This window comes from Mastigocoleus sp. MO_188.B34 (assembly GCF_030065675.1).
Classification (GTDB): domain Bacteria; phylum Cyanobacteriota; class Cyanobacteriia; order Cyanobacteriales; family Nostocaceae; genus Mastigocoleus.
Map to the genome: position 1 here is coordinate 12,087 of NZ_JASJDK010000072.1, position 23,481 is coordinate 35,567.

At 40.0% G+C, this 23,481-nt stretch carries 11 protein-coding genes; 2 read left to right on the top strand and 9 right to left on the bottom strand.

Features of this window, described 5'->3' with window-relative positions; translation table 11 throughout:
* Window positions 1–67 precede the first annotated feature (67 nt).
* Window positions 68–934, top strand: a complete 867-nt coding sequence (locus QNJ50_RS17385) for an FkbM family methyltransferase (RefSeq protein WP_300637450.1) — start codon at window positions 68–70, stop codon at window positions 932–934.
* A 25-nt stretch (window positions 935–959) separates the two neighbouring features.
* Here the strand turns inward: QNJ50_RS17385 and QNJ50_RS17390 are convergent, their stop codons facing one another.
* From QNJ50_RS17390 to QNJ50_RS17430, 9 genes are all read right to left on the bottom strand, one after another.
* Window positions 960–1,745 (bottom strand): CHAT domain-containing protein, encoded by a 786-nt coding sequence (locus QNJ50_RS17390; RefSeq protein WP_300637452.1) that lies wholly within the window; start codon window positions 1,743–1,745, stop codon window positions 960–962.
* Window positions 1,746–2,044: 299 nt separating this feature from the next.
* Window positions 2,045–3,658: a formylglycine-generating enzyme family protein gene (locus QNJ50_RS17395; protein WP_300637454.1), complete on the bottom strand. Its 1,614-nt coding sequence runs from the start codon at window positions 3,656–3,658 to the stop codon at window positions 2,045–2,047.
* Window positions 3,655–5,139, bottom strand: a complete 1,485-nt coding sequence (locus QNJ50_RS17400) for a hypothetical protein (RefSeq protein WP_300637456.1) — start codon at window positions 5,137–5,139, stop codon at window positions 3,655–3,657. Before QNJ50_RS17400 ends, QNJ50_RS17395 begins: the two co-directional genes overlap by 4 nt.
* Before the next feature lie 166 nt (window positions 5,140–5,305).
* On the bottom strand, window positions 5,306–6,250 hold the full coding sequence (locus QNJ50_RS17405) for a MoxR family ATPase (protein ID WP_300637458.1): 945 nt from the start codon (window positions 6,248–6,250) through the stop codon (window positions 5,306–5,308).
* Entirely contained in the window at window positions 6,235–7,227 is a 993-nt protein-coding gene (locus QNJ50_RS17410) for a hypothetical protein (protein WP_300637460.1), read from the bottom strand. The genes QNJ50_RS17405 and QNJ50_RS17410 overlap by 16 nt, the downstream gene beginning before the upstream one ends.
* A 256-nt stretch (window positions 7,228–7,483) precedes the next feature.
* On the bottom strand, window positions 7,484–9,595 hold the full coding sequence (gene ligA, locus QNJ50_RS17415) for an NAD-dependent DNA ligase LigA (RefSeq protein ID WP_300637462.1): 2,112 nt from the start codon (window positions 9,593–9,595) through the stop codon (window positions 7,484–7,486).
* A 212-nt stretch (window positions 9,596–9,807) separates the two neighbouring features.
* Window positions 9,808–14,253: a caspase family protein gene (locus QNJ50_RS17420; protein ID WP_300637464.1), complete on the bottom strand. Its 4,446-nt coding sequence runs from the start codon at window positions 14,251–14,253 to the stop codon at window positions 9,808–9,810.
* Window positions 14,254–14,296: 43 nt separating this feature from the next.
* Window positions 14,297–16,015 (bottom strand): alpha/beta hydrolase, encoded by a 1,719-nt coding sequence (locus tag QNJ50_RS17425; RefSeq protein WP_300637466.1) that lies wholly within the window; start codon window positions 16,013–16,015, stop codon window positions 14,297–14,299.
* A gap of 156 nt (window positions 16,016–16,171) precedes the next feature.
* Window positions 16,172–19,630 (bottom strand): caspase family protein, encoded by a 3,459-nt coding sequence (locus tag QNJ50_RS17430; RefSeq protein WP_300637468.1) that lies wholly within the window; start codon window positions 19,628–19,630, stop codon window positions 16,172–16,174.
* A gap of 884 nt (window positions 19,631–20,514) precedes the next feature.
* On the opposite strand from QNJ50_RS17430, the gene ileS reads away from it, so the two are divergent.
* On the top strand, window positions 20,515–23,409 hold the full coding sequence (gene ileS / locus QNJ50_RS17435; RefSeq protein ID WP_300637470.1) for an isoleucine--tRNA ligase: 2,895 nt from the start codon (window positions 20,515–20,517) through the stop codon (window positions 23,407–23,409).
* Window positions 23,410–23,481 lie beyond the last annotated feature (72 nt).

A 23,481-nucleotide genomic window follows, 5' to 3' on the forward strand; every position in this document is an offset into this window, starting at 1 on the left:
AGACATTAAACTTGTTATGTTGATAGATGGTTATAAAAAATAAGTTTAAGTCTTATTATCCAAATCAATGAATAATCTATCTTTGATAAATTGGAGTCTTGCTTCTGAAGTTGGTTACCCTAAATTTTTTTATAGATACTTTATTAGACAATTTTATAAGCGTGTTCTACAACAAGATAATATTATTCATTTAAATCAGGAAATTTCAATTAATCTTCCTCGTAATAGTAGGTTTGGAACCGAGTTATTTGTCAAAAATGGTTATGTTGATTGGGGAAGTGAAGAATATTTCATTAGATATCTTGATAGGAAAAAAAGTTTTTTAGATATTGGTGCAAATATTGGTTATTACTCTTTACTGCTCTCTCCTTATTGTCATAAAGTTTATGCTTTTGAACCAGACCCCAGAAGTCTTAAAGCTTTAAAAGAAAATGCCAGAAAAGTTGATAATATCACGGTGATTCAAGAAGCTGTTTATTCAAAAGCTGGTGAAATGCAGTTTGATGTTACAAGATTACCTGAATTAAGTAAATTAAATATAAAATCAAAAGCAGTCCCTGGTGATTATATTAATGTTAAAGTTAATACTTTAGATAATTTTGCCAGTCAACATCCATATTTAAGAGTGACTGCAATCAAAACAGATGTAGAGGGTGCAGATCTTGAAGTATTGTTGGGTGGGAAAAATTTAATTGAGAGAGAACAGCCTTTAATTTTATCTGAGGCTTTTCCCGATAATCGTTTGCTTGAATATGCAAAACAGCTTGATTATTTAATTTTTGCTTTTGTAAAACCGAAAGATAAATCAAAATATCATTCAAAACCAAGGTTTATTCAAATTACAGAATATCCCAAAGATATTCTTCCCAAGATGATATTTTTAGTTCCCAAAAGGCTTCATCAAGAATTTTTCCAAGTTACTAATAAAGGTTAGTTAAAAATTTCAAGATTTCAAAATTTCAAGATTTGGTTTTAAGTATGGGGGTTTGATTTTCTTGCAAACCAATAAGTTGCGATCGCCCCAATTCAAAAGCAAATTCTATGTCTTCCCCTGCAGCTAAAGCATCGTAAAACGCTACTGCGAAGTTAATTGCTGCTCTATCGCCAATTGCGCGATTCATCCCAATTACATGCTTAATATGTTGACTAATAGCTTCTGCTTGGACTTCTGAATAACAAGCGTTTAGCAACACACACTCTAACCCTTTTTGGGCAAACAGTTTAAATAAACTTGCTAGGGTATCTGCTCGGACAAAAGCTGTCATTCCGGTTTCGTCTTCGAGGAGGATACCATCTTCCCCTTCACCATGTCCGCAGAAGTGGATAATTTGCGGTTGAGTATCTAAAATTGCTCTGTAGAAGTCTCGTTGACGCACCGCTAATTTCATTTCTAGTTTGAATTTATCTCGGTGGTTAGCGTGTCGCAATCCTTCGTCAATTTCTCGGATCTCTTCTTCGAGGCGTAGTTGAGGGGTATCTTTAGGATTTGCGGCTAAAATCAATATTGTTTTTGTATCTAGGGTTTTGATTTCTTGGTATTGTTTTGGTGTTTGTTTTTGATTTAATTGTGCAATTTCTTGGGCGACTTTATCGTGTTCTGCTTCAGCTTCCTGAATTTGTTTGTCTAGTTGGAAGATGACTGCTGCCCTTGTTTCGATTGCTTTGGCTGTTCGTAGACGGAGTATTTTTTCTTGTAGCAAATCTTGGAGTTTTTGGAGTTCATTAAGTTGGTGGGGTGAAAACATTAGTAAAAAAAATAGAAGGATATAATATCAGGACGCACGTATATAGGGCGCACGTCGGCGCGCCCCTACAGTGGAATTTATCACAACCATACCAAAATCATTTTCACCGAAAGCCCTTGACAGAACATAAGTTTACTGAAAAAAATAACCATATTAAGTCATGCCAGGTTTAATCATCAATAACCCAAAGAAAATAACTTGAAACATTGGTATTTGGTAAATTAAATATTTAAAAAAAAATTTTCCGCCTCCGGCGAGGTAGAAGTGAAGAGGGAAAAGGATGAAAGTGTAAAGGGCTACTAAAGACCCCTCCGCGCAATACCGCAGACAAGACGAAAACCAACAGTGTCGCTGTGGTCGTCGTCGGGACCGATGTAGTTGCGACAGGCAGAACGGCAGTATACAGGAATGAAGTCCCAAGAACCACCACGCAGCACTCTAAATATGTTGTAATCGCTTGTATTTAATTTTTCGTAAAAAATACCACGTTCTTCTTCAGTTAAAGATCTATTATCTTTATAACTCCCAATCCACGCACTACCATCTGAGGGAGCTTCTTTGTAGTTTTCATGCCAGGTGTCTAAACACCACTCCCATATATTACCATGCATATCATATAAACCGAAAGAGTTTGGTAGAAAATTTCCCACAGGTGTTGTTTGTTGACGATATTCGCCTTTTGGTGCATCAGCATAGGTCTGATTACCATTGTAATTAGCTAAATCAGTGGTAATGGTCTCGCCAAAGTGAAAAGGTGTAGTAGTTCCAGCGCGACAAGCATATTCCCATTCAGCTTCACTGGGTAAACGATAAGTGCATCCTACCTTTTGACTCAGCCTTTGGCAAAATTCCATTGCATCATTCCAAGATACGCTTTCTACAGGTCGGTTTTTCCCTTTGAAGTTGGAAGGATTTTGACCCATAATTGCTTCATACTGTACTTGGGTAACTTCAAGCCTCCCCATAAAGAACCCAGTAACAGTAACTTGATGCTGTGGTCGTTCACTGTTACTTCTCCCCGCTTCCCATACTGGCGAACCCATTGTGAACGTTCCCCCTGGTATCTGTACCATCTCCAAGGTGATACCATTGCCCAAGTCTTCCACGAAGTATTTTGCTTCACGGTTGTGACGGTTGGTCATGTTCCCCCGTGCATCAACAGTGACGGTTTCAAATGAAAAGGTTTTTAAACCTAAAGCCTGAAAATTTGCCTTTATCTGTTCCGGAACAGGTAAACTGACTCCTGCAATCCGTATCTGCTTTCTTTCTTTCAGTACTTTCCCAAACTCAGCTTTTGCTGCTTCCAAATTGCCACGGGCAAACTTCCCCATCCCACGGGCATAAATCAATAGAGGCTGGAATTCAGCTAATGGTTCTGCAAATGTTTCCGTCAATGATGCCATGCGCAAAAGTTCTGCTGATTCCTGCTGATCTAACTTTGAGAATGCCAGTGCCAGTTCACGCGCTGCCTGACTAGATCGCGTGTATGCTAAAGCTATCCATTGCTGAGTTTTGGCAAAATCTTGAATGTCAGGGTCGTGACTCTGAAGCTTTTGGTGGACATATTCCAGCAAGAAGTCTGACATTTCATTAATCCGCTGTTTACCGAAGCGTTCATCTGCCTGCAATTCCTTTAGCAGCTGATTTCGCACAGCCAAATCCATCTCGTAAAGTTCATAACCCACTTCATCACATAGGCTAGAAAGCAGCAAATCTGCTACAGCTATCCAGGGGATACCTAAAACTTCACCGTGAATATCCTGCTGGAAATTAGCCCACAGACCATATAACAAATCCGGTGTCAGTGCTAAGGGGAAAGCAGCATGAGAAGCCAAATATAAGTGCTTTTTACCGAAGCGTTTGGCAAACGATTCGATGCGTTGGTGGACAACTTCAGGTTTAATTTTGCTCATTTTCGCCGCCCCTCAAAATTTGTAGGGCGTCCGCGCAACACACTAATAGCATCCTGCAAACTTGGTCTGCTAACTTCAAACATGGGAACAAGGCGAGCTATCTTAGCAGCAGTTGTACCAAACCAACGTTCTTTCGGAATTGGATTTAGCCAAGCAATGTGAAGCACTCGTTGTTGCAACTGGGTAAGAAACTCCTGAGTTAATTTGTAACGCTCTTCATTAGAGCCACCACGTGCAGCACCACCATCACTAAAAATTAACACAGCTGTTTGTTTAGAGCAACGATTGGTGAGGGTATCAGTAACTAATTCACCTTGCTGATGATGGCGATCGCGGTAAAGATATTCAACGGGAGAATTATGAAAGTAGTAAATACCAGTTTTTCGCAAACGACCGTCTCCCAAGGCTGTTTCTGTGAGTTTACGGGACAGAGTATGAAAAGGTACCATTGAGCCATCCTGGTCAATTAGAATCATTAGTTCGGCTCGGTTTACCCGGGGTGGAACCAAGATGATATCTAACAATAAACCCTGCTGTCCAATTTGGTCGATGGTTGCTTCCACATCCAACTCCGTAGGTTTTCCTTCCCGTACTGGACGCCGTAAGTAGCGCCAAACCTGTTTCATTTGTCTTTGGGTCAAAGGGAAAAACTCTCTATTCAAGACAGAGATATTACCAAGAGTTTGATCGCGTTTGCTGGTAGCTTGCATCACTGGTTTAACTACTTGTACCTCATCTTCTCTTGTCTGTGTCAATTTTGATGGTGGAGCAGAAGTAGAAAGATTCGGAGTAGCTCCGGTAATAAAGGTATTATTTTCAACAGACTCTTGAGTCATAATTTCTGAAGCTAGAGAAGAATCAGGGGTACTTGGAGTATGTTCAGCCTTTCGTTTAGCGAGCCACCGGAAAAGTACATACCCACGATCCAAGGCTATGACAGTAAAAAAACTCCAAATAATCAAATTTGTCTCAGGTTCATTTTGTTTTGGCTTTGATGTCTGGGTTGGGGTTTGTATCTGATTGGGTGTTACCAGGAAAAATCTAACAACCAATACTATTCCCACTCCTACTATGCCCATAATTAAGTAGCGAGCGATCTGATAAATTTGAGGCTGCCAAGGTTTTTTAGGCAATTTTTCCGAGGTTGGGAAAACAGTCTTACTTTTTTTCCTCGAGGTTGGGATAACAGTATTGCTGTTTATTTCTGGGGTTGGGACAATAGTATTGCTGTTTGTGTCCTTGCTTGAAATAACAGCCTCACTGCGAATCACTTGTTCAAAGTGATACTCCAATATTGCTTTTTCCTCAGCAGATTTGCTCCACAGAGTCTGACACAAATGTTTCAAAGCAGCTTTGTCAGCAATTCCAAATCCAGCTTGTAAAGAATGCAAAACTAACTGATACTCGTCAATTCCGAGTGGTAAACCTGCTTCCCGTAGCCTGGTGAAGAGTTCCTGTAGGGGTAGTTCGTTTGTGTTCATGACTAGATGAAAGATTGAGCAATGTATAGAAGAGATAGATATCTATTTCTAACATAAATACACATCCACAGTTCACCACATCCATTCCTAATCCCATCCGTTACAAAACCACATCTGTTGCCAATTTCCCGTCTATTGCTGAACCCAATATTCTAAACAATACTTGTTAAGACCTCTTCAGATAACGTACATGATCTTGCCAACTCTTCAACAACACCCCAGCATAAGGCAATTTCCCATCCAATTTCCCCAAAACCTCATCTTCCGGATAACGTCGCAAAACTCGAAACCAATCAATTAATTCACTGGTGCTTACCTTCTTACCAACTTCCCCCTTATCTTTTCCCATTTCCTCCCGCAATTTTAAGAAACGAATTACAGCTTGAGCTACTAACTTTTGATTGGAAGCAGGAAAATGAGAATTAATAATTTCAATCAACCTTTCTGGATTGGGAAATTCTACATAATGAAACAAGCAGCGTCGCAAAAAAGCATCCGGTAAATCCTTTTCGTCGTTGCTGGTAATAAAAACTATCGGTGCTACTTTCGCTGTAATTTCCTCTTGAGTTTCATTAACAATAAACTTTTGCTGGTCGAGTTCTAATAACAAATCATTGGGAAAATCAATGTCAGCTTTATCAATTTCATCAATCAATACAACTGTCCGTTGACTATTCTGAAAAGCACGTCCTATTGGTCCCCATTGAACATAGGTAGCAGGATTGCTAATTAGGGGAATATCCTCATCTTTAATTATCCTACCTGCTGCTGCAAGTTGAGCATCCCGCAAGCGAGTCACCGCATCATAGGTATACAAACCATCCTTGGTTTGAGTGGTAGACTTAATGTACCAAGCTTCAAACGGTAAACCCAATTCATAAGCCACAGCAGCAGCTAACCGAGTTTTACCACATCCCGGTTCCCCTTTGAGTAGTAAAGGACGTTCCAAATAAATCGCCAAGTTTACAGCTTCGATTAATTCTTCATAAGGCAAATAAGGGTACAGTAACTGACCATTAGTATCTCTTTCCCCCCACTGTGGCTGCACTTTACCCTTGTATTCCAGTTGCTTATGATATTCAGGTTGATTGTGACTTAATATTTTAGCCATCTGTCCTTCTCTTCATACCAATTGCATTCACACAGGTGACAAATTTCTGACATTGCTAGTTCCGGAATCCCATTATCACTATTGTCTAAGATTTCCTGGACTAATTCATCTTCCGTATCGTTAATAATTTCTTCTATCAAGGGTAATGTATCAAATTCTATGTCTACCGCGATCATATTCATCCAGTCCTTTAAAATGTGATCGCCAAATGGATTAATCGAAGGTAGTTTAATGGGAATTTCCGGTTCCCAACTCGGTTCTAATTTCTCCACAAACAAAGTGTTTTGCTTACCCAAATCACCCTCATAATCTACCAAAAACATTAGTAATTGATAGTTAGTTGTTTCAGATACAACCTCTCGTGCTTGACCAGCTAACGGTAACCAAAAATCCTGAATTAGTTGCTGTAAATACTCCTGTGGCATACAATCAACATCATGGAAAGCCAAGATTACATTTTGAGTTTGCCACCATCTATAAATTTGCTCAACAATCTCTGAGGGTGTATGTTGTTTTCCTACCAAACCTACTCTACCCCTTAATTCTCGCCATAAAGCACTAATATCCCTTCTGCGTGCAATGCGATTGAGTTGAATTCGCACTAACTTACCCGTAGTACCGTAGCGAATATGTTGAGTAATTAATCGATTCAGTAACCAACGTTGTCCGTAATCCGGCGAACCATGAATGAGAAAAGCTGCAATTGATTGGGACTTAAGAAATCTTTTAAATGAAATTATCTGTTCTCGATAGCCGAGTTTTAATAATGCACGGTATAGGTCGCAACTTGCTGATGATATATTTTGATTTTCAATCTCTTGTTTTATGCGATCGCATTCAGCTTGTGCTTCCTCAATCTGCTTTTCCACTTTAAAGATACCTAAAGCATCTGTTTCAGTTACCTTTGCAACCCGCAGACGCATTATTTTCTCCTCTAGCAAATCGAGTAGTTTTTGCAGTGCCTCACTTTGGTTCATGTTGTTAGCCTAGGTGGGGTTAGCCATATACCGACAGGAGTATTCAGAAGTTTTAATTTCTCAGGAATGTTAGTATTTCCTCAATAATATTTGGCTACAATACCAAAATGGGAAATAGCAGTTTTACGAAGTATGAATACTAGTGTTTATATGATTTTATTTTTTCAGTAATTTTATCTGAGTATATGATCAATAAATCATAGAATCCTATAATAATACGTAATTTAGGTGCCAATACTTGATCTTTAATAATTATTCATCCATCCCCCAATAATTCTAACAACTGCTCCTCACTCAACTGCACAACCCCCAAACTTTGAGCCTTCTTCAGCTTCGAACCCGCATCTTCCCCCACAACTAAATAGTCGGTTTTCTTACTAACGGAATCAGTAACTTTACCACCATGTTTTTTAATTAAAGCCTTAGCATCATTACGCTTGAGAGTGGGTAATGTACCAGTAACCACAAAGGTTTTTCCTGCTAGTTTTTGATTAGTGTTAACATCTTCTTTACAGGGAGTTGTCGCAACAAATTGCAACTCACTAGCTTGAAGACGTTCAATTAAAATTTGATTGGCGCTGACTTGAAACCATTGATGTACGGATTCAGCAATTTCAATTCCAATCCCATAAATTCCTTCAATATCTGTAACTTTCGCCTGCATTAATTGTTCCACAGAAGCAAACTTTTTAGTTACAGTTTCGGCAATAACACTACCTACATGACGAATTCCCAAACCATATAATACCCGCGCCCAAGGTTGGTTTTTCGATTTTGCGATCGCATCAATTAATTTCTGTGCAGATTTTTCCCCCATGCGCTCCAATTCTAATAATTTTTCAGGTGTTAAATCATATAAATCGGCGACAGAAGTAACTAATCCTTTATCTACTAACTGCTCTACAACTTTTTCCCCCATTCCGCGAATATCCAAAGCATTGCGACTTACCCAATGTTCGATTGAACCTTTCAAAATCGCGGGACAAGATGTATTCACGCAACGAGTTACCGCTTCTTCCTTTTGTCTGACTACGGGTTGACCGCATACCGGACAATCACTGGGCATGATAAAAGGTGTAGTATCCTTGGGGCGGAGTTCTTTTAATACCCGTAATACTTCGGGGATAATTTCTCCAGCTTTACGAATCACAACGGTATCGCCAATGCGGATATCTAATTGGGCGATGCGATCGGCATTATGTAAAGTCGCCCGAGAAACCGTTGTTCCGGCTAATTGTACGGGACGCATCTGGGCTAAGGGTGTTAAAGCTCCTGTACGTCCCACATTCACTAGAATATTTTCCACGCGGGTGGGTGCTTCTTCCGCTGCATATTTTAATGCTACAGCCCATCGGGGAAATTTCTGAGTAAATCCTAAATTTTCTTGAAGTGCAAAGGAATTTAATTTTACTACTACCCCATCGGTCATATAAGGTAAGTTGAGACGTTCTGTGTCCCAATACTCGTAATATTGCGCTACTTCCTCAATGGATTGACACAGTTTTTTATTGGGGTTTACCTTCAAACCCATGTGATGTAATAATTGCAATCTTTCCCATTGGGTATTTGGCGTCTCAGCATCATCCATTCCCGGAAGATGTAAGGTATAAGCAAAAAAATCTAAACGCCTGCGATCTACTACTTTAGGATCTAATTGTCTCAGGGTACCTGCTGCAGCGTTACGGGGATTTGCAAATAAACTTTCTCCTGCTTTTTCCCGTTCCTGGTTAATTTGGTTAAATACATCTAAGGGTAAAAATGCTTCCCCCCGTATTTCTATTCTTCCTTGTAGAGACGCGCCAGAGCCTGCGGCGTCGGCGTTAAGCCTCTGGCGCGTCTCTACATGGCGCGTCTCTACGTTCAACCGTAAAGGAATAGAACGAATTGTGCGCACGTTCTGGGTAATATCTTCTCCTGCGACCCCATCACCTCTAGTTACACCTCTAACTAAAACCCCATTCTCATAGGTTAAAGCTAAAGCCGAACCATCTATTTTCAGTTCGCAGACATATTCTGCTTTATTAGGAGATTCTACCTCATCTCCAGATGACAGCTGTCTGCGCCAACGTTGTTCCCAGGTTTTTAACTCATCAATATTAAATGCATTTTCCAAACTGTACAAAGCAATATTATGTTTGACCGAGTTAAACTGAGTCGCAGGTTTTTCTCCAACCCTTTGAGTGGGACTATCCGGTGATATCAATTGGGGATATTCAGCTTCTAAATCCTGTAACTCCCGATATAGTTGGTCGTAAACCGCATCTTCCATGGTGGGAGCATCCAGAATATAGTAATCATAACTAGCTTGTTGCAACAATTGGCGCAATTCTTCTATTCTTTGTTGAACTTCCGGTTTAACTGATACCACCGTGATTGTCTCCACTCGTTAAAACATAATAATAAAATTTAACTATTTTGCTCTAAGTTTTCTACTATAACCCTAAGGAATGAGAATTTAATAACCTGTAATCCTGAAATTTGGAATAGTGCGTTACGCGATGCTAACAGCACCCTACTTTTGTACTTTATTTAATCCACACTCCTAAGTTAACTGTAAATCCTCAAAAACCCGCACTCATTTTAGTCGCAGAGATGACGAATGCTAGACTCAGGATTATTGTTCAAATAATCTCGTACCCAATTGCAAGCTTGTTTTATCAATTCGTCAGATGATTGAATTGACCATAATTTAGCGCTACCATCACTTCCCAGAGTTGTTAATAACTTACCATCTGAACTTAAACTAATACTGCTAACTGTAGATTGTTTGGTTTGCCATTGTGCTAATGGTAATTGCTGTTTGGGTTCTTGCAAACTCCACAATAGTATGCGACCTTCGCTATCGCTGCTAATAATTATTTTGGCGTCTATTTCTTTGCTATCTGGAATAAACTTTACTGAGGTTATTTGTGGTCCATATACTTGAAATATTCCTCTCCACTGACCTTGTAAATTCCACAAACGAATAGTACCGTCCTCTGCTCCGCTAACTATTTGTTTGCAATCTGGACTAAACGCAACACTATTAACCCCACCTAAATGACCTTCGAATAGTTTTTTGTGTAAGGGTTGACCTTGCAGATCCCATAAACCAAGAGTACCGTCCTCACCACCACTTACTATTTTCTTGCAAACTGGACTGAAGGCTAAACTCTTAACAGCACCTGAATGAGTTGTTTGAAATCTTTTTTCCAAGGATTGACCTTGCAGGTTCCACAAGCTAATAGTACCGTCTTTACCACCACTTACTATTTTATTTTCATCTCGAATAGAAGCCACACTTGTAACTTCCCCTGAATCAGCTTTAAATACTTTTTCGGAAGCTTGACCTTGTAAGTCCCGCACAGTAATCGTACCGTCCTTACTACCACTGACTATTTGTTTACCATTAGTATCCAAGCTGATGCTTTTTCCATTATTTTTATTTTTATTTGCGTTTATATTTTCAATCTTCCTTAATTCCTGACCTTGTAAATCCCAGATGCGAACCATAGTATCATCGCTACTACTCGCCAATTGCTTACCATCTGGACTAAAACTTACACTTCTCACTGGTCCTTGATGACCGACAAATTTCTCTAATTCCTTACCTTGTAAATTCCAAACCCTAACAGTACCGTCTCCTCCTGCGGTCGCTAATTGCTTACTATCCGGGGTAAATGTTACACCCCAAATTTTCTTTTGTTGTGCGTTCCATTCTTGAGGAGGTTGCTTACCTTCCACGTTCCACACTCGAACAAATTTATCTTCTCCAGTACTAGCAAGGAACCGACCATCAGGACTAAAGCTAAGACCGCTAACAGAAGCTTTATGACCTGCGATTTTACTTAACTCTTTACCCTGAAAGTTCCATAACCGTATAGTATTATCATCTGAGCCAGTTGCTATTGACTCGCCGTTTGGACTAAAACTAAGGCTTTTTACTGATCCTTGATGTCCTTTTAATTCTACCGATAGCTGACCCTGCAAGTTCCATAAACGCACGGTAGCATCATTTCCTTTGCTAGCGACGAACTTACCATCTGGACTAAATTCAACTCCCCATAATTTACCTTGTCCTGCATTCCATTCCTGGATTGGGTTACCCTGTAAGTCCCACAAGCGTACAAATCTGTCATCTCCCGTAGTTGCAACTAGCTTACCATTCGGGCTAAATTTAATACTTTTTATTGAACCTTTGTGTATTTTTCTTTCTTTTCCAAATATCAGCAGTTCTTTACCCTGGGAGTTCCACAAACGAGCTGTACCATCATCTCCACTAGTAGCTAATTGCTTACCGTTGGGGCTAAAGACCACGCTTCTAATGGGACGCTTGTAACCTTCCAAGCGGTTGCTTTCTCTAACTGTATAAACTGCTCTTTGTAGGGTTCCTTCGATTTGTTCCTGTAGCTCGGGTTCTGGTGGAAAGAAACGCAAAAGTGGTTGTTTGAGAAGATTTCCTGCTTGCAAAATCCTAATCATCCCATCTAAAGACTGATTATCGGACAAGTTTATTTCCGCAGAGTTTCTCAACTCATTAGCTCGTTCGATCTGTGAGATTCTCAACCAATAGGAAGCAGATACCAGCAGACTACTTATAATAAGGGTGATGCTGATGAAAATCCGCCAGCGCCAGCTATTGTTCCGACGTTTTTGCAAAACGCTATTTTCTACAAATTCATCTTCTAACTTGTTAAACCAATTTTCCTCAGAATTGAGTTTCTGTTTTAAAACGTCAAGATAAGGATTTGCATTCCAAAGAAATTGTACCGGTCTTTCTCGTAATCGCCCTTGTTTATTTTGCGATTGCAAAAGTTGAATTAACCTAGAAGTAGTTTTACTGAGTAAGTTTTCTATCGGGTAGAGTTTACGATCTAATCCATCAAACACAGGTTTAGCCTTGGCTCGAAACCCCAATGCTTTTTTCTTGCTTTTAACATTTTGCCATTCCACCGCAGCAGGTGTCAGTCGGCGTTGTAAAATTAAGTTTTCTTCTTCATCTTGTTTCCAACTTAGCAGCTTTTGCCAACCTCGCACCAAAGCGTCGTGAGCAGGTTCTACATAGGGTTTACCTTCAGGGTCTTGTCCTTCTACTAGCAAGCGCGCATCTGTGAAACGCCGAATTGCTTCTTTGATACGGGTATTTTCCGGTTCGGGATACTCTAATTCCGATAAAGGTACCCGTCTGCGGGCTAATTCTCCACCACCCACCGCAACCATCCGCAGCATCAGTTTACGAATACTGGAAGAATATGTAGTATTTTTTTTCACTAATTCGTCATATTCAGTGTCTGCTCTTTGGGTTAGACTGCGGGTCACTCCCCCTAATTCTTCATAATCTGCTTGAGTAATTACCCGGTCTTTTCTAGTTCCTAATCTAACACTACGCAAATATTTCAAATATAGTTCGCTTAAGGTAAAGGAAAGTAACGGTAATGCTCCAGGCATTTGAACTACTTCATCAATTAACCGTTCTACCAAACTATGGGGCTCAAAGTACATTACCCGAACTGAAGCTGGTTCCTCAATGCAAGCTCGTAACTCCTCCCGCGTCATTGCTGGAACTATAAACCGAGATGAATACCAATATGGCTCTAGGACAGAGTTGGATAATCGAGGTTCAAAGTCACTACGTACCGTCAGTACTATATGTAAATTTCCTGAGTAACTATCTACTAAATTAGCCAATAGTTGGAGAAAATCTTCCCTCTCCTGCTCGCTGCGACACAGAGTCAACAATTCTTCTGTCTGGTCAATTACTAGCAGGAATTTTGACTGGGGATTTTTTTGTAACCAAGTTTTTAGATTATTTACTGGATTATTATTTTTTATATTAATTAATAATTTATCCCCAGCTAATGCATTATCTAAAGCCTTTAAGGGCGATTCTCCAGGACGCATTGGTGCAAGGATATGCCATTGCTTTTGTAGAGAGGTACCATTTAGAGACGTACCATTTAGAGACGTACCATGGTACGTCTCTACATTGTGTGAATTTAACTGTTTGATATAAGGTATTAGTCCCGCTTTAACTAAACTAGATTTTCCGGTTCCCGAAGCACCTAATACTACTGTTAACGGTTGTCGGCAAACTTGTTGATACAATTGTTCTATTAAAGTTTGTCTGCCAAAGAATAATTTGCTATGTTCCTCTTCAAAAGCTTGCAAACCGCGATAGGGATTTTGTGACTCATCTAAAGGTGGTGCGGGTGGTAAATTGAGTTCGTGTCCGGGAGAAAGAAAGATATATTCACCCTTATCATGCTTATTTAAACACCAAATGCTAGGAGTTTGACGCAGACGGTATTTTTCTGTGGGGATTTCCACGCGATCGCGCAAATACAAATATAGTTCGGTCGCTGTTATGACTCCATCCCCACCAGATTTACCAGGTTTGGGGGGAGGGTAAATATCTGCAGCACCTTCTAGCGCTTCTAATAATGCAGCAGCGAAAGGGGAATTATTACCAATTTGACCCCGCTCTGTATCCAATTTAAAGTTATCTAAGGCTTTTTGATCGGAGGCTGAGGAAGTAATGATTTGCCATGCACTGTCAGTAATAAAACGGTCATAGCGTTCTTTGTGAATTACTTCTGGTGCAGTCAATAAATCCCTGGTACTCGACCACCGGAAAGCACCAGCAAAACAACAATCGAGAATTCCCAAGAAGTGACGACAAGGTAATTGACTTAAAGTGTCGTGTAACCTCGTCATCGGTAGATAACTATTAGTATCGCCCTGTTTTGCATCTTGGGGAATTAAGTAACCAGCAGGACCATCGTCACCATTAAGGGCTACTCCATGACCGGCAAAGTAAAATAATAAGCGGTCATCTTCTGTAACTTGTTCTGGTAAGGTTTTTTCTAAAAGTTTATTTAGGTTATTGAGGGTTGCGATTTCGTTTAAGCATACCCAAACTTGATAATTATGCTTTTCTCGGAGAGTCTCTACTAATTTTTTTGCATCATTGACGGCGGTTTTCAGGGGAGAAATGCCGTTTTGGTAGTTATTGATGCCGATGATAAATGCTAGGTTGCGTTCAAACATCTGACTTTAGCTGAATAATGCAGCTGCAAAAGGGAATCTTATATTATTGATTTTTATCAACAATTTGATAAACTGATTTCATCACATCTGCAGGAATTTCTCTCACTAAACGAATGGGAAATGTCTTTGTAGATGCGTATTGAGCATATTCGGGCGTGAGAAAAGTCTGATAGGATGGGGAATTATTTCTGTAAATAAAAGCCAAAGTAATTCCCTGGATATATTTACGAATATCGATAGCTTTTTCCCCCACCACTTCACTTTTATTCTGGCTTTCTCTTCCTGCGGTAGATGCTGGGTCTTTAATACTACCGTGGGTCGCACCGACAATTCCTACTAGCCATTTAGGTGACGGAATTTTATTAAAACTAATCACTTGTTCGGTTAAAGCAGGAGTGGTTTTGTCTGCGGAGGATGCCAGCATCATAACGGGAATTTGGATTTTTTCTAATCCCGTTCTACCAAACATTAAAGAAGTTGTTGGGTTGAGAGCGATTACTTGTTTGACGCGATTATCTCGAAGTTGGTATCTCTTTTGTGGTAAATCTTGGGCAAAACATTGTAGCCATTGGGACCCATTTGTGGAAGCTGGAAGATTAGGACAATGGGATTTTAAATCATCGATTTGTATTTCACCTCCAGCTATTGCTAAAGCTGTTCCACCGCCAAAGGAATGACCAATCAAAGTAACATTATCGGTGGAGACTTGAGGAAAAAATCGGCGATTGGGCTGTTTATTAAATTCCCCTAGCTTATCCAAAACAAAACTAATATCTCGAGGACGTTCTATAAATTCCTGTGGTTTTATCAAGGGAATGATTCCATCTTTTTTAGTCAAATCAATTTGATAATTTAGGTTGCTACCTGTATGCTCCACTGCTGCAACCACATATCCATGGGATGCGAGATGCTTAGCGATGTAAGCCATATCGGATTTATCCGACGAAAAACCATGACTGAGGACAACTACGGATTTCGCTTTGGGTTTACTAGTTAAGGCTTTAGGAAAATAAATATCCACGGGAACTGAGCGGGAAGAGCGTTTCTCATCCTTTAAATTGAGTTTAAGAACATCTACAATCCCATTCCCTGGTTGGGTCGGATCGACATTTGAACTAAATTGAGAATTGTTAACCGCAGACAATTGAGGAGCGATCGCATCCATAAACTGCTGGGTTTGCTGGTAAGCTAAATTCAAGTGGTTAAATGTTTTCGATGCTTCTTTCACATCAATTTCTAGTTGTTCGCTGGGATAAGCATTAATAAAACTAATAATCGAAAGTCCTTCCCTATTTTTAGAACCACGAACTAACGCTGACCTTAATGCTTGCATTCCCCCACTTTCCGAACGTAAAGTTACTTTTGCCAAATCCTTTAGAATCGCACTACCACCTGGGGTATATAAAAGTCGACTTAAGGTCAGAAAATTAACAGGATATTTTGTTCGCAGTGTTGTTAATAATTTTTGGCGTTCCTCCACAGGTAATCGGTCAGTATATTTTTTGTAAGGTCCCTGTATTTTTCCGCTTTCGGCAACTTTTTGTAATTCCGCAACCGAGATAGATTCGGACAAAATACCGTAACGTAGTATAACTTTTTCAGCAGCTTTTACAGGAATACTTGTGCTTAATAGATAGGTCGCAGTCCCAAAAAATAAGCCAGCACTTGCCTTTAAAATATTCGAATAGGTTTTCATGACTGCATATGTATCTAAATTAAATTTATCTAGTAGTTTTTGGTCGGGAGGCTGGTGTAATACCAAATTGGATTTTTAAAGCCCCCTTATATAGCGGTTTTCGGTTGAGTGTAGTACACCTCGTAGAGACGTATTAGCACAGCGTGACCGTAAGGTCATAATTTTACGTCTCTACATTTGGGAATTAGAAAATGTATTTGATTCAAATGAAAACCGCTATATTTAAAACCCCTTTCTTTTATATTTTTGAGATTCTATCAACGCCCTAGTAAGTGCTGTTAATCCTTCCACATCGCTGAAATAACTAACGTGGTCGCAACCGACTTCTTGAATTTGTGGCTGAGGAATGCGTTTAGGATCCACACTTGTGATGCTCCTTACAGTTACAGCAGTATCATTGGTTTGACCAAAAAAAGCTAAATCTATGGATTTATTTCGCAGTTTCTGCATTAATCGCTGCAACTTCCCAGTTTCAATATTTGCAGACATCATCGAGTTATTCCCGGCAATAATAGAATAGGGAATACTTGGATCTGAACTTGCAGCCAAGGATTTAAGAAAATCTGAACCCGGTTGCATCTGATCTAGTGAAATATCAATTTTTTCAATCAAACTCAGCAGATTACTCAATATCTTCGCGGGAAAAGCAAATGTAGATAAGCCATTTAACCCAAATGTTAATAAGGCGATCGCCCAGTCTTCTACCGTGGACCAAGGGGAACCTGCATTTGGCGTACCTAACATAATCAAATGATTGACTATTTGCTTCCCACCTTCGCGTTCGATAAACCAACGAGATATCAAACCACCCATGGAGTGAGCGACTATTTCCAGTTGTTTGCCATGATTTGCACCCAAACCGACTGTTTCGAGACGGTCTTTTAATAGTCTGGCATTTTCCTCAATGGAAGTATGAAGATTTTCGTAGTCAAAAGAAAGAATTAAATCATATATTTGGGCTAGTGATTTCTCTTGACCATCTACTTCTACTTTCCCCCGTTGCATGCTGGGTAGTGAATTGGCAGTTTCGCCTGTAATTCCATGAATGAACAGGACTATTTTCTCTGCTTGGGTCACCCGTTGTTTGACTTGCTCTATGTGTGATTCGTAACTTACAGTTTCGTCAGGTGCTACATTGGCGATCGCTAAATGGGGATAGGAAAACTCTAACCCTATCTTTTCACTTACGATTTTTTGGAAGAAAATCTTAAGGGCACCTTTTAAATCCCGTTCTCCTTGATTTACTGGTTCGGGTAGGCGTTCTAATCTAATTTCAGTTCTACCGTTGTGGGAATATCCAACTCCTAAGGGTAAATAAAACTCACCGTCATAAGCAAATGGTAATACCCGTTCTCCCCGTATTAAGGGCGTATCAACGATTAGTTTTAGAGGATTCTCGCGGTTAACTGTGGCAATAGTGTCAATATTTACTTCCCTTAGTTCCAAGGTATTCAAAGCAGGTTCAATCCCCCGACTACTAGTTAATGGGAAGGGTTGATTGGTTTGAGAATTTTCTCGTAGCAATGGTGGTAAATGATTATCATCTAAACCTCTTGTAGACGCAGAAGTATTTATTAAGCGAGCATTGGCTTGTAAGTATGGATGAGTTTGCAATAATACTCCAGTTCCAAGAGAAACACCAATTCCAGATTTAGGTATGGGGGTAGTTTCTAGGGGTCTGATAGTTTTAATTACGACCTGACTTGTGACCCAATCATCGTATTCTTCAGCCTCGTCATCAACTTCTAGATCGCGAGATTGCAGGCGATTCATGAGACGGTTGAGAGTACCCGCACGCATACTTCCTCTTTGACTGAGAGTATCTTTTCGATAGGGTAAATCGAGCTTATCCTGTTCTAGGAGCCTAGCATCAAATTCATTAGTACAAACAATTAGTTTAAAAATATCTTGAAATTCTGTAATTCCTTGTTCCCATACTTCTTGAGGAACACTCGCACGAATTGATTTTTTACCCAGCGCCCAAATTTCTTGATTTGGTTCGAGTTTTACATAACCTGCTTCAAAAAAGCCTGCATTAATGGCAAATTGTTCGGTTAAATCGAGTAAAGCACAATAAAGAGTTTCGTTGCTAGTATTTTTGAGCTTAACTTTAAAAGCAGGTTTCTTCCATTTACCCCTATCATCTCGATAGTAACTAAGACGAATTTCACCATCTGATAAGACCTTACCGTCTTGATAAATTTCCATCTGAATCGCATCCGGACTAATCCGACTATTCGCAGGACTGGAAAGTTCGCTCAAATTTGTCCACCGAGTAATATGTTCCAGTCTGTGAATGACTGCGATCGCACTACTTTGGTTATAACCTTGAGCCAAACTCGCGAGAGGGAAACCATCAGCAGGTCTGGTAATAATATATCTGCCCCTATGAGCCAAAACCTTAAATTCTACTTTCCCAGTATCCTCAACTTCTCGGACATACACAGAAGGTTGACCGTTGTCTCCAATGTTTTGCAATGCTTCTCGTAATAATTGCACCCCTTCTGTTTCACCTTCAAAGCGTACGGTTTTTGGAGGTAAAGGTAAAGCGGTAATTACAGCTTTGAAAGTTTGTTCTCGATCTAAACCAATACTACTGGTAATTTCAACCTTACTTAACTGCGGTAAAACTTGCGTGACCTTCGCTTCAGCAATTTTATCTGATAATTTTCGTAAAGATTCACCTCGGGTTTCAACAGGGAAAAGAGCCAAATGCATAGTTTCTTCTCCAACTGGAAGAGGTACACCATGTACAGCACCTCCATCAATTACCCAACCGTATTCTTTATGATGCGAAATAGTATAATAGGGACTGCGATCGCTAATTGCTCCACCTAAAAATAACTGGTCTAAATCTTTTGGGTTTGTTGCTTCTAATTGTGGAGATTGGTTTTGGACTTTACTACGTACTAAAGCATTGATTTGCTTAAATAAATCTCGATAAGTAAGATTTCCCTTAGCTTTCTTCAAAGCTTCTGTGAGAAAGTAACAAAATGCTCCTCGTGTTTGTCCATCATTGCCATTGTATTCTTTTGCCTTTTCCTGTTCTCGACAAGATGCAAATAAGATATGCTTTCCTGTGACTAAACTCCAACCAGAAGCACGTTGATAAGAAGATTTTAAATTTTGAATTTCTTCAGGTGAAAAAATAAATGTATCCAAGGAACGCTGACGCTCATCTGCAGAAAATTCACGTACATTAGTTTCCTGAAACGGATCTCTAGAACCACTTCCAGAATGACAGCAGTCCAAAATAATTGTAATTTGCGGATTATTTTGTGCAACTTCCGAGATTAACTTAGATAATTCCTTGTCAGCTAAATCCCACCCTCCTTTAGAACGACTGTCATAGCAAACTAGAGTTTCATTCAATCTATCGGGCTGAAAATCCCAGAATTCCCGTGGTGCTTCTTCTCGAGAACCGTGACCGCTATAGTAAAATAAGACTATGTCATTACTTTTTGCCTGACCCAAGTGTTGTCGAAAATTATTGATTATGTTTTGGCGTGTAGCCTCCTCATCTTTAAGACTTTTTAAATCTAAATTCCATCCTTCTACTTTGACACGCGATCGCAAATACTCTTCAATCGCTACTACATCATTGATGCAACCTTTGAGAGGAGTAACAGGTTTGAGGTAGTTATCAATTCCAACTAATAACGCATATATATTACGAGTCATCTTAAACATTCCAGGAGACCGCTGTCGTAGGTGCTAAAACTGGGTGAAAAAAGAAATAGGAGAAAAATAGCGAACCATTTCTATATCATTTTCTGGGTTACGGATCCAAATAAATAAAAATGGAAATACACAAGCAATTTTCAAGCAAATCTTTAAATTGTCCGCTATACTTTCAAGCTACGATGGTAATTATTTTAGATGGTAATTATCTTTTTTCTTATTTTTTTTCAAGAAATTTTTTCTATGTATGAGTGTTGGGTAAGCTTAAGCTTTGAGGGTTTGAAAGTCTAGCAATGTACCTATACTCAAGTTAGCAGTGGGTAGCTTAATTTATTTTTTTCATAGACATAATAATAACTTGAACTTAAATATAAATATGTACGGGTCAAAGCAACTTATGCACTTGATATTCAGTTGTATCAAGAGCATTACCCGCTCACCACAGCCCAGCTTTAAATTCAAATTCCAAACTCATATTGACAATAAAATTATTATTAACATTCCCGACTAACTATAGGATAAACTCCTGTAGCTTCCATGATGGGAAGGTCGATTTTCGAGATGCAAGAGAGCTTACGACATCATCGGATCGGATATAAGGCAACATTGTTATAAATTTTTAAATACCACTGGGTGAGACATCTCACTGCGCGTATTAGCATCCTACTTGGAAAAAAAGGATTTTACTTATCAGTATGATAATTCAAATGTTAATTACATTATCATTAAAGAGTATTTTTATGTGTATCATCATCAACGGGAAAATTTCCCTCATAGTTGCAAACTAAAGTTGTAAACTTAAAACAATTTGTTCCAGGTTGAAGACTTGGGCAGTCTCATTGATAATGATGGGCATATTACCTTAGAATTTTTGGCATGAAATCGTGACAGAAACTGGAAGTTACAAAGATACAGTAAATTTACCGTCTACTAAGTTCGATATGCGGGCAAACGCCGTCAAGCGCGAACCCGAAATCCAGAAGTTTTGGCAAGAAAATCAAATTTACGAACGCCTGTCCCAAGAAAACCCAGGCGAACTATTTATATTGCATGATGGACCTCCCTACGCCAATGGTTCTCTGCATATTGGTCATGCCTTAAATAAAATTCTCAAAGATATTATTAATCGTTATCAGTTATTAAAAGGACGTAAGGTTTGCTACATTCCGGGCTGGGACTGCCACGGTTTACCTACGGAACTTAAAGTTTTGCAAAATATGAAGTCAGCGGAACGGCAAAAGTTAACGCCTTTGCAGTTACGCAAGAAAGCAAAAGAGTTCGCGATCGCCACCGTAGATCATCAACGGGAAAGTTTTAAGCGCTATGGTGTTTGGGGTAACTGGGATGAACCTTATCTGACCCTAAATCCGGAATACGAAGCGGCGCAGATTGCGGTTTTCGGTGAAATGATGTTGAAAGGTTACATCTATCGCGGTTTAAAACCGGTTCATTGGAGTCCCAGTTCCAGAACTGCTTTGGCGGAAGCTGAGTTGGAATATCCTGAGGGTCATACTTCGCCGAGTATCTATGCTGTTTTTCCAGTTGTAAGTTTGGCGGATGCAGCTAAATCTGTACTTTCAGAGTTTTTACCTGATTTGGGTGTGGCAATTTGGACAACTACACCTTGGACAATTCCCGGTAACTTGGGGGTTGCGGTCAATCCGGATCTTAATTACGCCGTAGTCGAATGTAGAGACGTAGCATGCTACGTCTCTACAAGGTACCTGATTGTTGCTGCTGATTTGGTAGAACGACTTGCTGAAACTTTTGACGCAAAATTAACTGTCAAAGCCACAATTAAAGGAAAAGATTTAGAGAATTGCACTTATCGTCATCCCTTATTTGATCGCGAAAGTCCCGTAATTATCGGTGGTGACTACATCACAACTGAGTCCGGTACTGGTTTGGTACATACCGCTCCCGGTCACGGTCAAGAAGACTATATTGTCGGTCAACGTTACGGTTTACCGATTGTGTCCCCCGTTGATGATGCTGGTAAATTTACTGAGGAAGCTGGACGGTTTGCTGGTTTGAAGGTTGTGGGAGGAAAAGGTGAAATTAGTGAAGGTAACCAAGCAGTAATTGATGCTCTTACTTCCGCAGGTTCCTTATTAAAACACGAGCCATATCTCCACAAATATCCTTATGACTGGCGTACTAAAAAACCAACAATTTTCCGCGCTACGGAACAGTGGTTTGTGTCCGTAGAAGGTTTTCGCGATCGCGCCTTGGAAGAAATCAAACAGGTGAAATGGATTCCCGCGCAGGGTGAGAATCGTATCACCCCAATGGTTGCAGATCGCTCGGATTGGTGTATTTCCCGTCAGCGTTCTTGGGGCGTACCCATCCCTGTATTCTACGATGAAGAAACTGGGGAAGCTGTATCAACGGAAGAAACCATCGCTCACGTCCAAAAAATTATTGCTGAGAAGGGTTCCGATGCTTGGTGGGAACTTCCAGTAGAGGACTTATTACCAGAAAGTTTCCGGAATAATGGCAAAAAGTACCGCAAAGGTACGGATACCATGGATGTGTGGTTTGATTCTGGGTCTTCTTGGTCTTCAGTAGTACAACAGCGTCCCGAATTGCGTTACCCAGCGGATATTTACCTGGAAGGTTCCGACCAACATCGGGGTTGGTTCCAATCCAGTTTGCTTACTAGCGTGGCGGTAAATGGTTGTGCGCCTTATAAAACTGTATTAACCCACGGTTTTACTTTGGACGAAAAAGGACGTAAACAAAGTAAATCCTTGGGGAATGTAGTTGACCCCAAAGTTGTTATAGAAGGTGGAAAAAATCAAAAGCAAGAACCCGCTTATGGTGCTGATGTTTTGCGCTTGTGGGTTTCTTCGGTTGATTACACTTCCGATCAACCTTTGGGTAAAAACATCCTCAAGCAAATCACCGACATCAGAAACAAGATTCGCAATACAGCGCGGTTTTTGTTAGGAAATTTGCATGATTTCGACCCCAAAAAAGATGCAGTTGCTTTTGAGGAATTACCCGAACTTGATCGCTACATGCTCCACCGCATGACTGAAGTATTCCAGGAAATTACCGAAGCCTATGACAGCTTCCAATTCTCCCGTTTCTTCCAAACCATCCAGAATTTCTGTGTGGTGGACTTATCTAACTTTTATTTAGATGCAGCGAAAGACCGATTATATATCAGCGCACCTAAAGCTTTCCGTCGTCGCAGTTGTCAAACTGTATTGCAAATTGCTTTGGAGAATTTAGCTAAAGCAATGGCTCCAGTATTATGTCATATGGCGGAAGATATCTGGCAATTTCTTCCCTATGAAACAGCTTACAAATCGGTATTTGAATCGGGTTGGGTACATTTAGAAGAAAAATGGCATAATCCAGAATTAGCCGAAAAATGGCACCAAATTCGGGAATTACGTACCGATGTAAATAAAGTACTGGAACAAGCGAGAGCCGAAAAAATGATTGGTGCTCCCCTGGAAGCCAAAGTTTTGCTTTACATCCCCAACCAAGAATTACTTGCATCGGTAAAATCATTCAATCCCGAGCAAGGTAACGGTGTAGACGAACTGCGCTATCTGTTCATCACATCCCAAGTGGAAATTGTTGATGACGCAGAAAAAATCCAAAGCTTGCAATACAATTTACATTCGGATAAATGGGATATTGGTGTAGCAAAAGCAGACGGTAAAAAATGTGATCGCTGTTGGAATTACTCCACTAAAGTCGGGGAGTCAAAAGAACATCCCCTGCTTTGTGAGCGCTGTATTCCAGCTTTAGCGGGAGAGTTTTAACTTAACCTTGACCGCATTAATTTTATTAGGTTTGTAGTTGGGCTTTAGCCCCGAAAAGTTTTAAAATGAAAG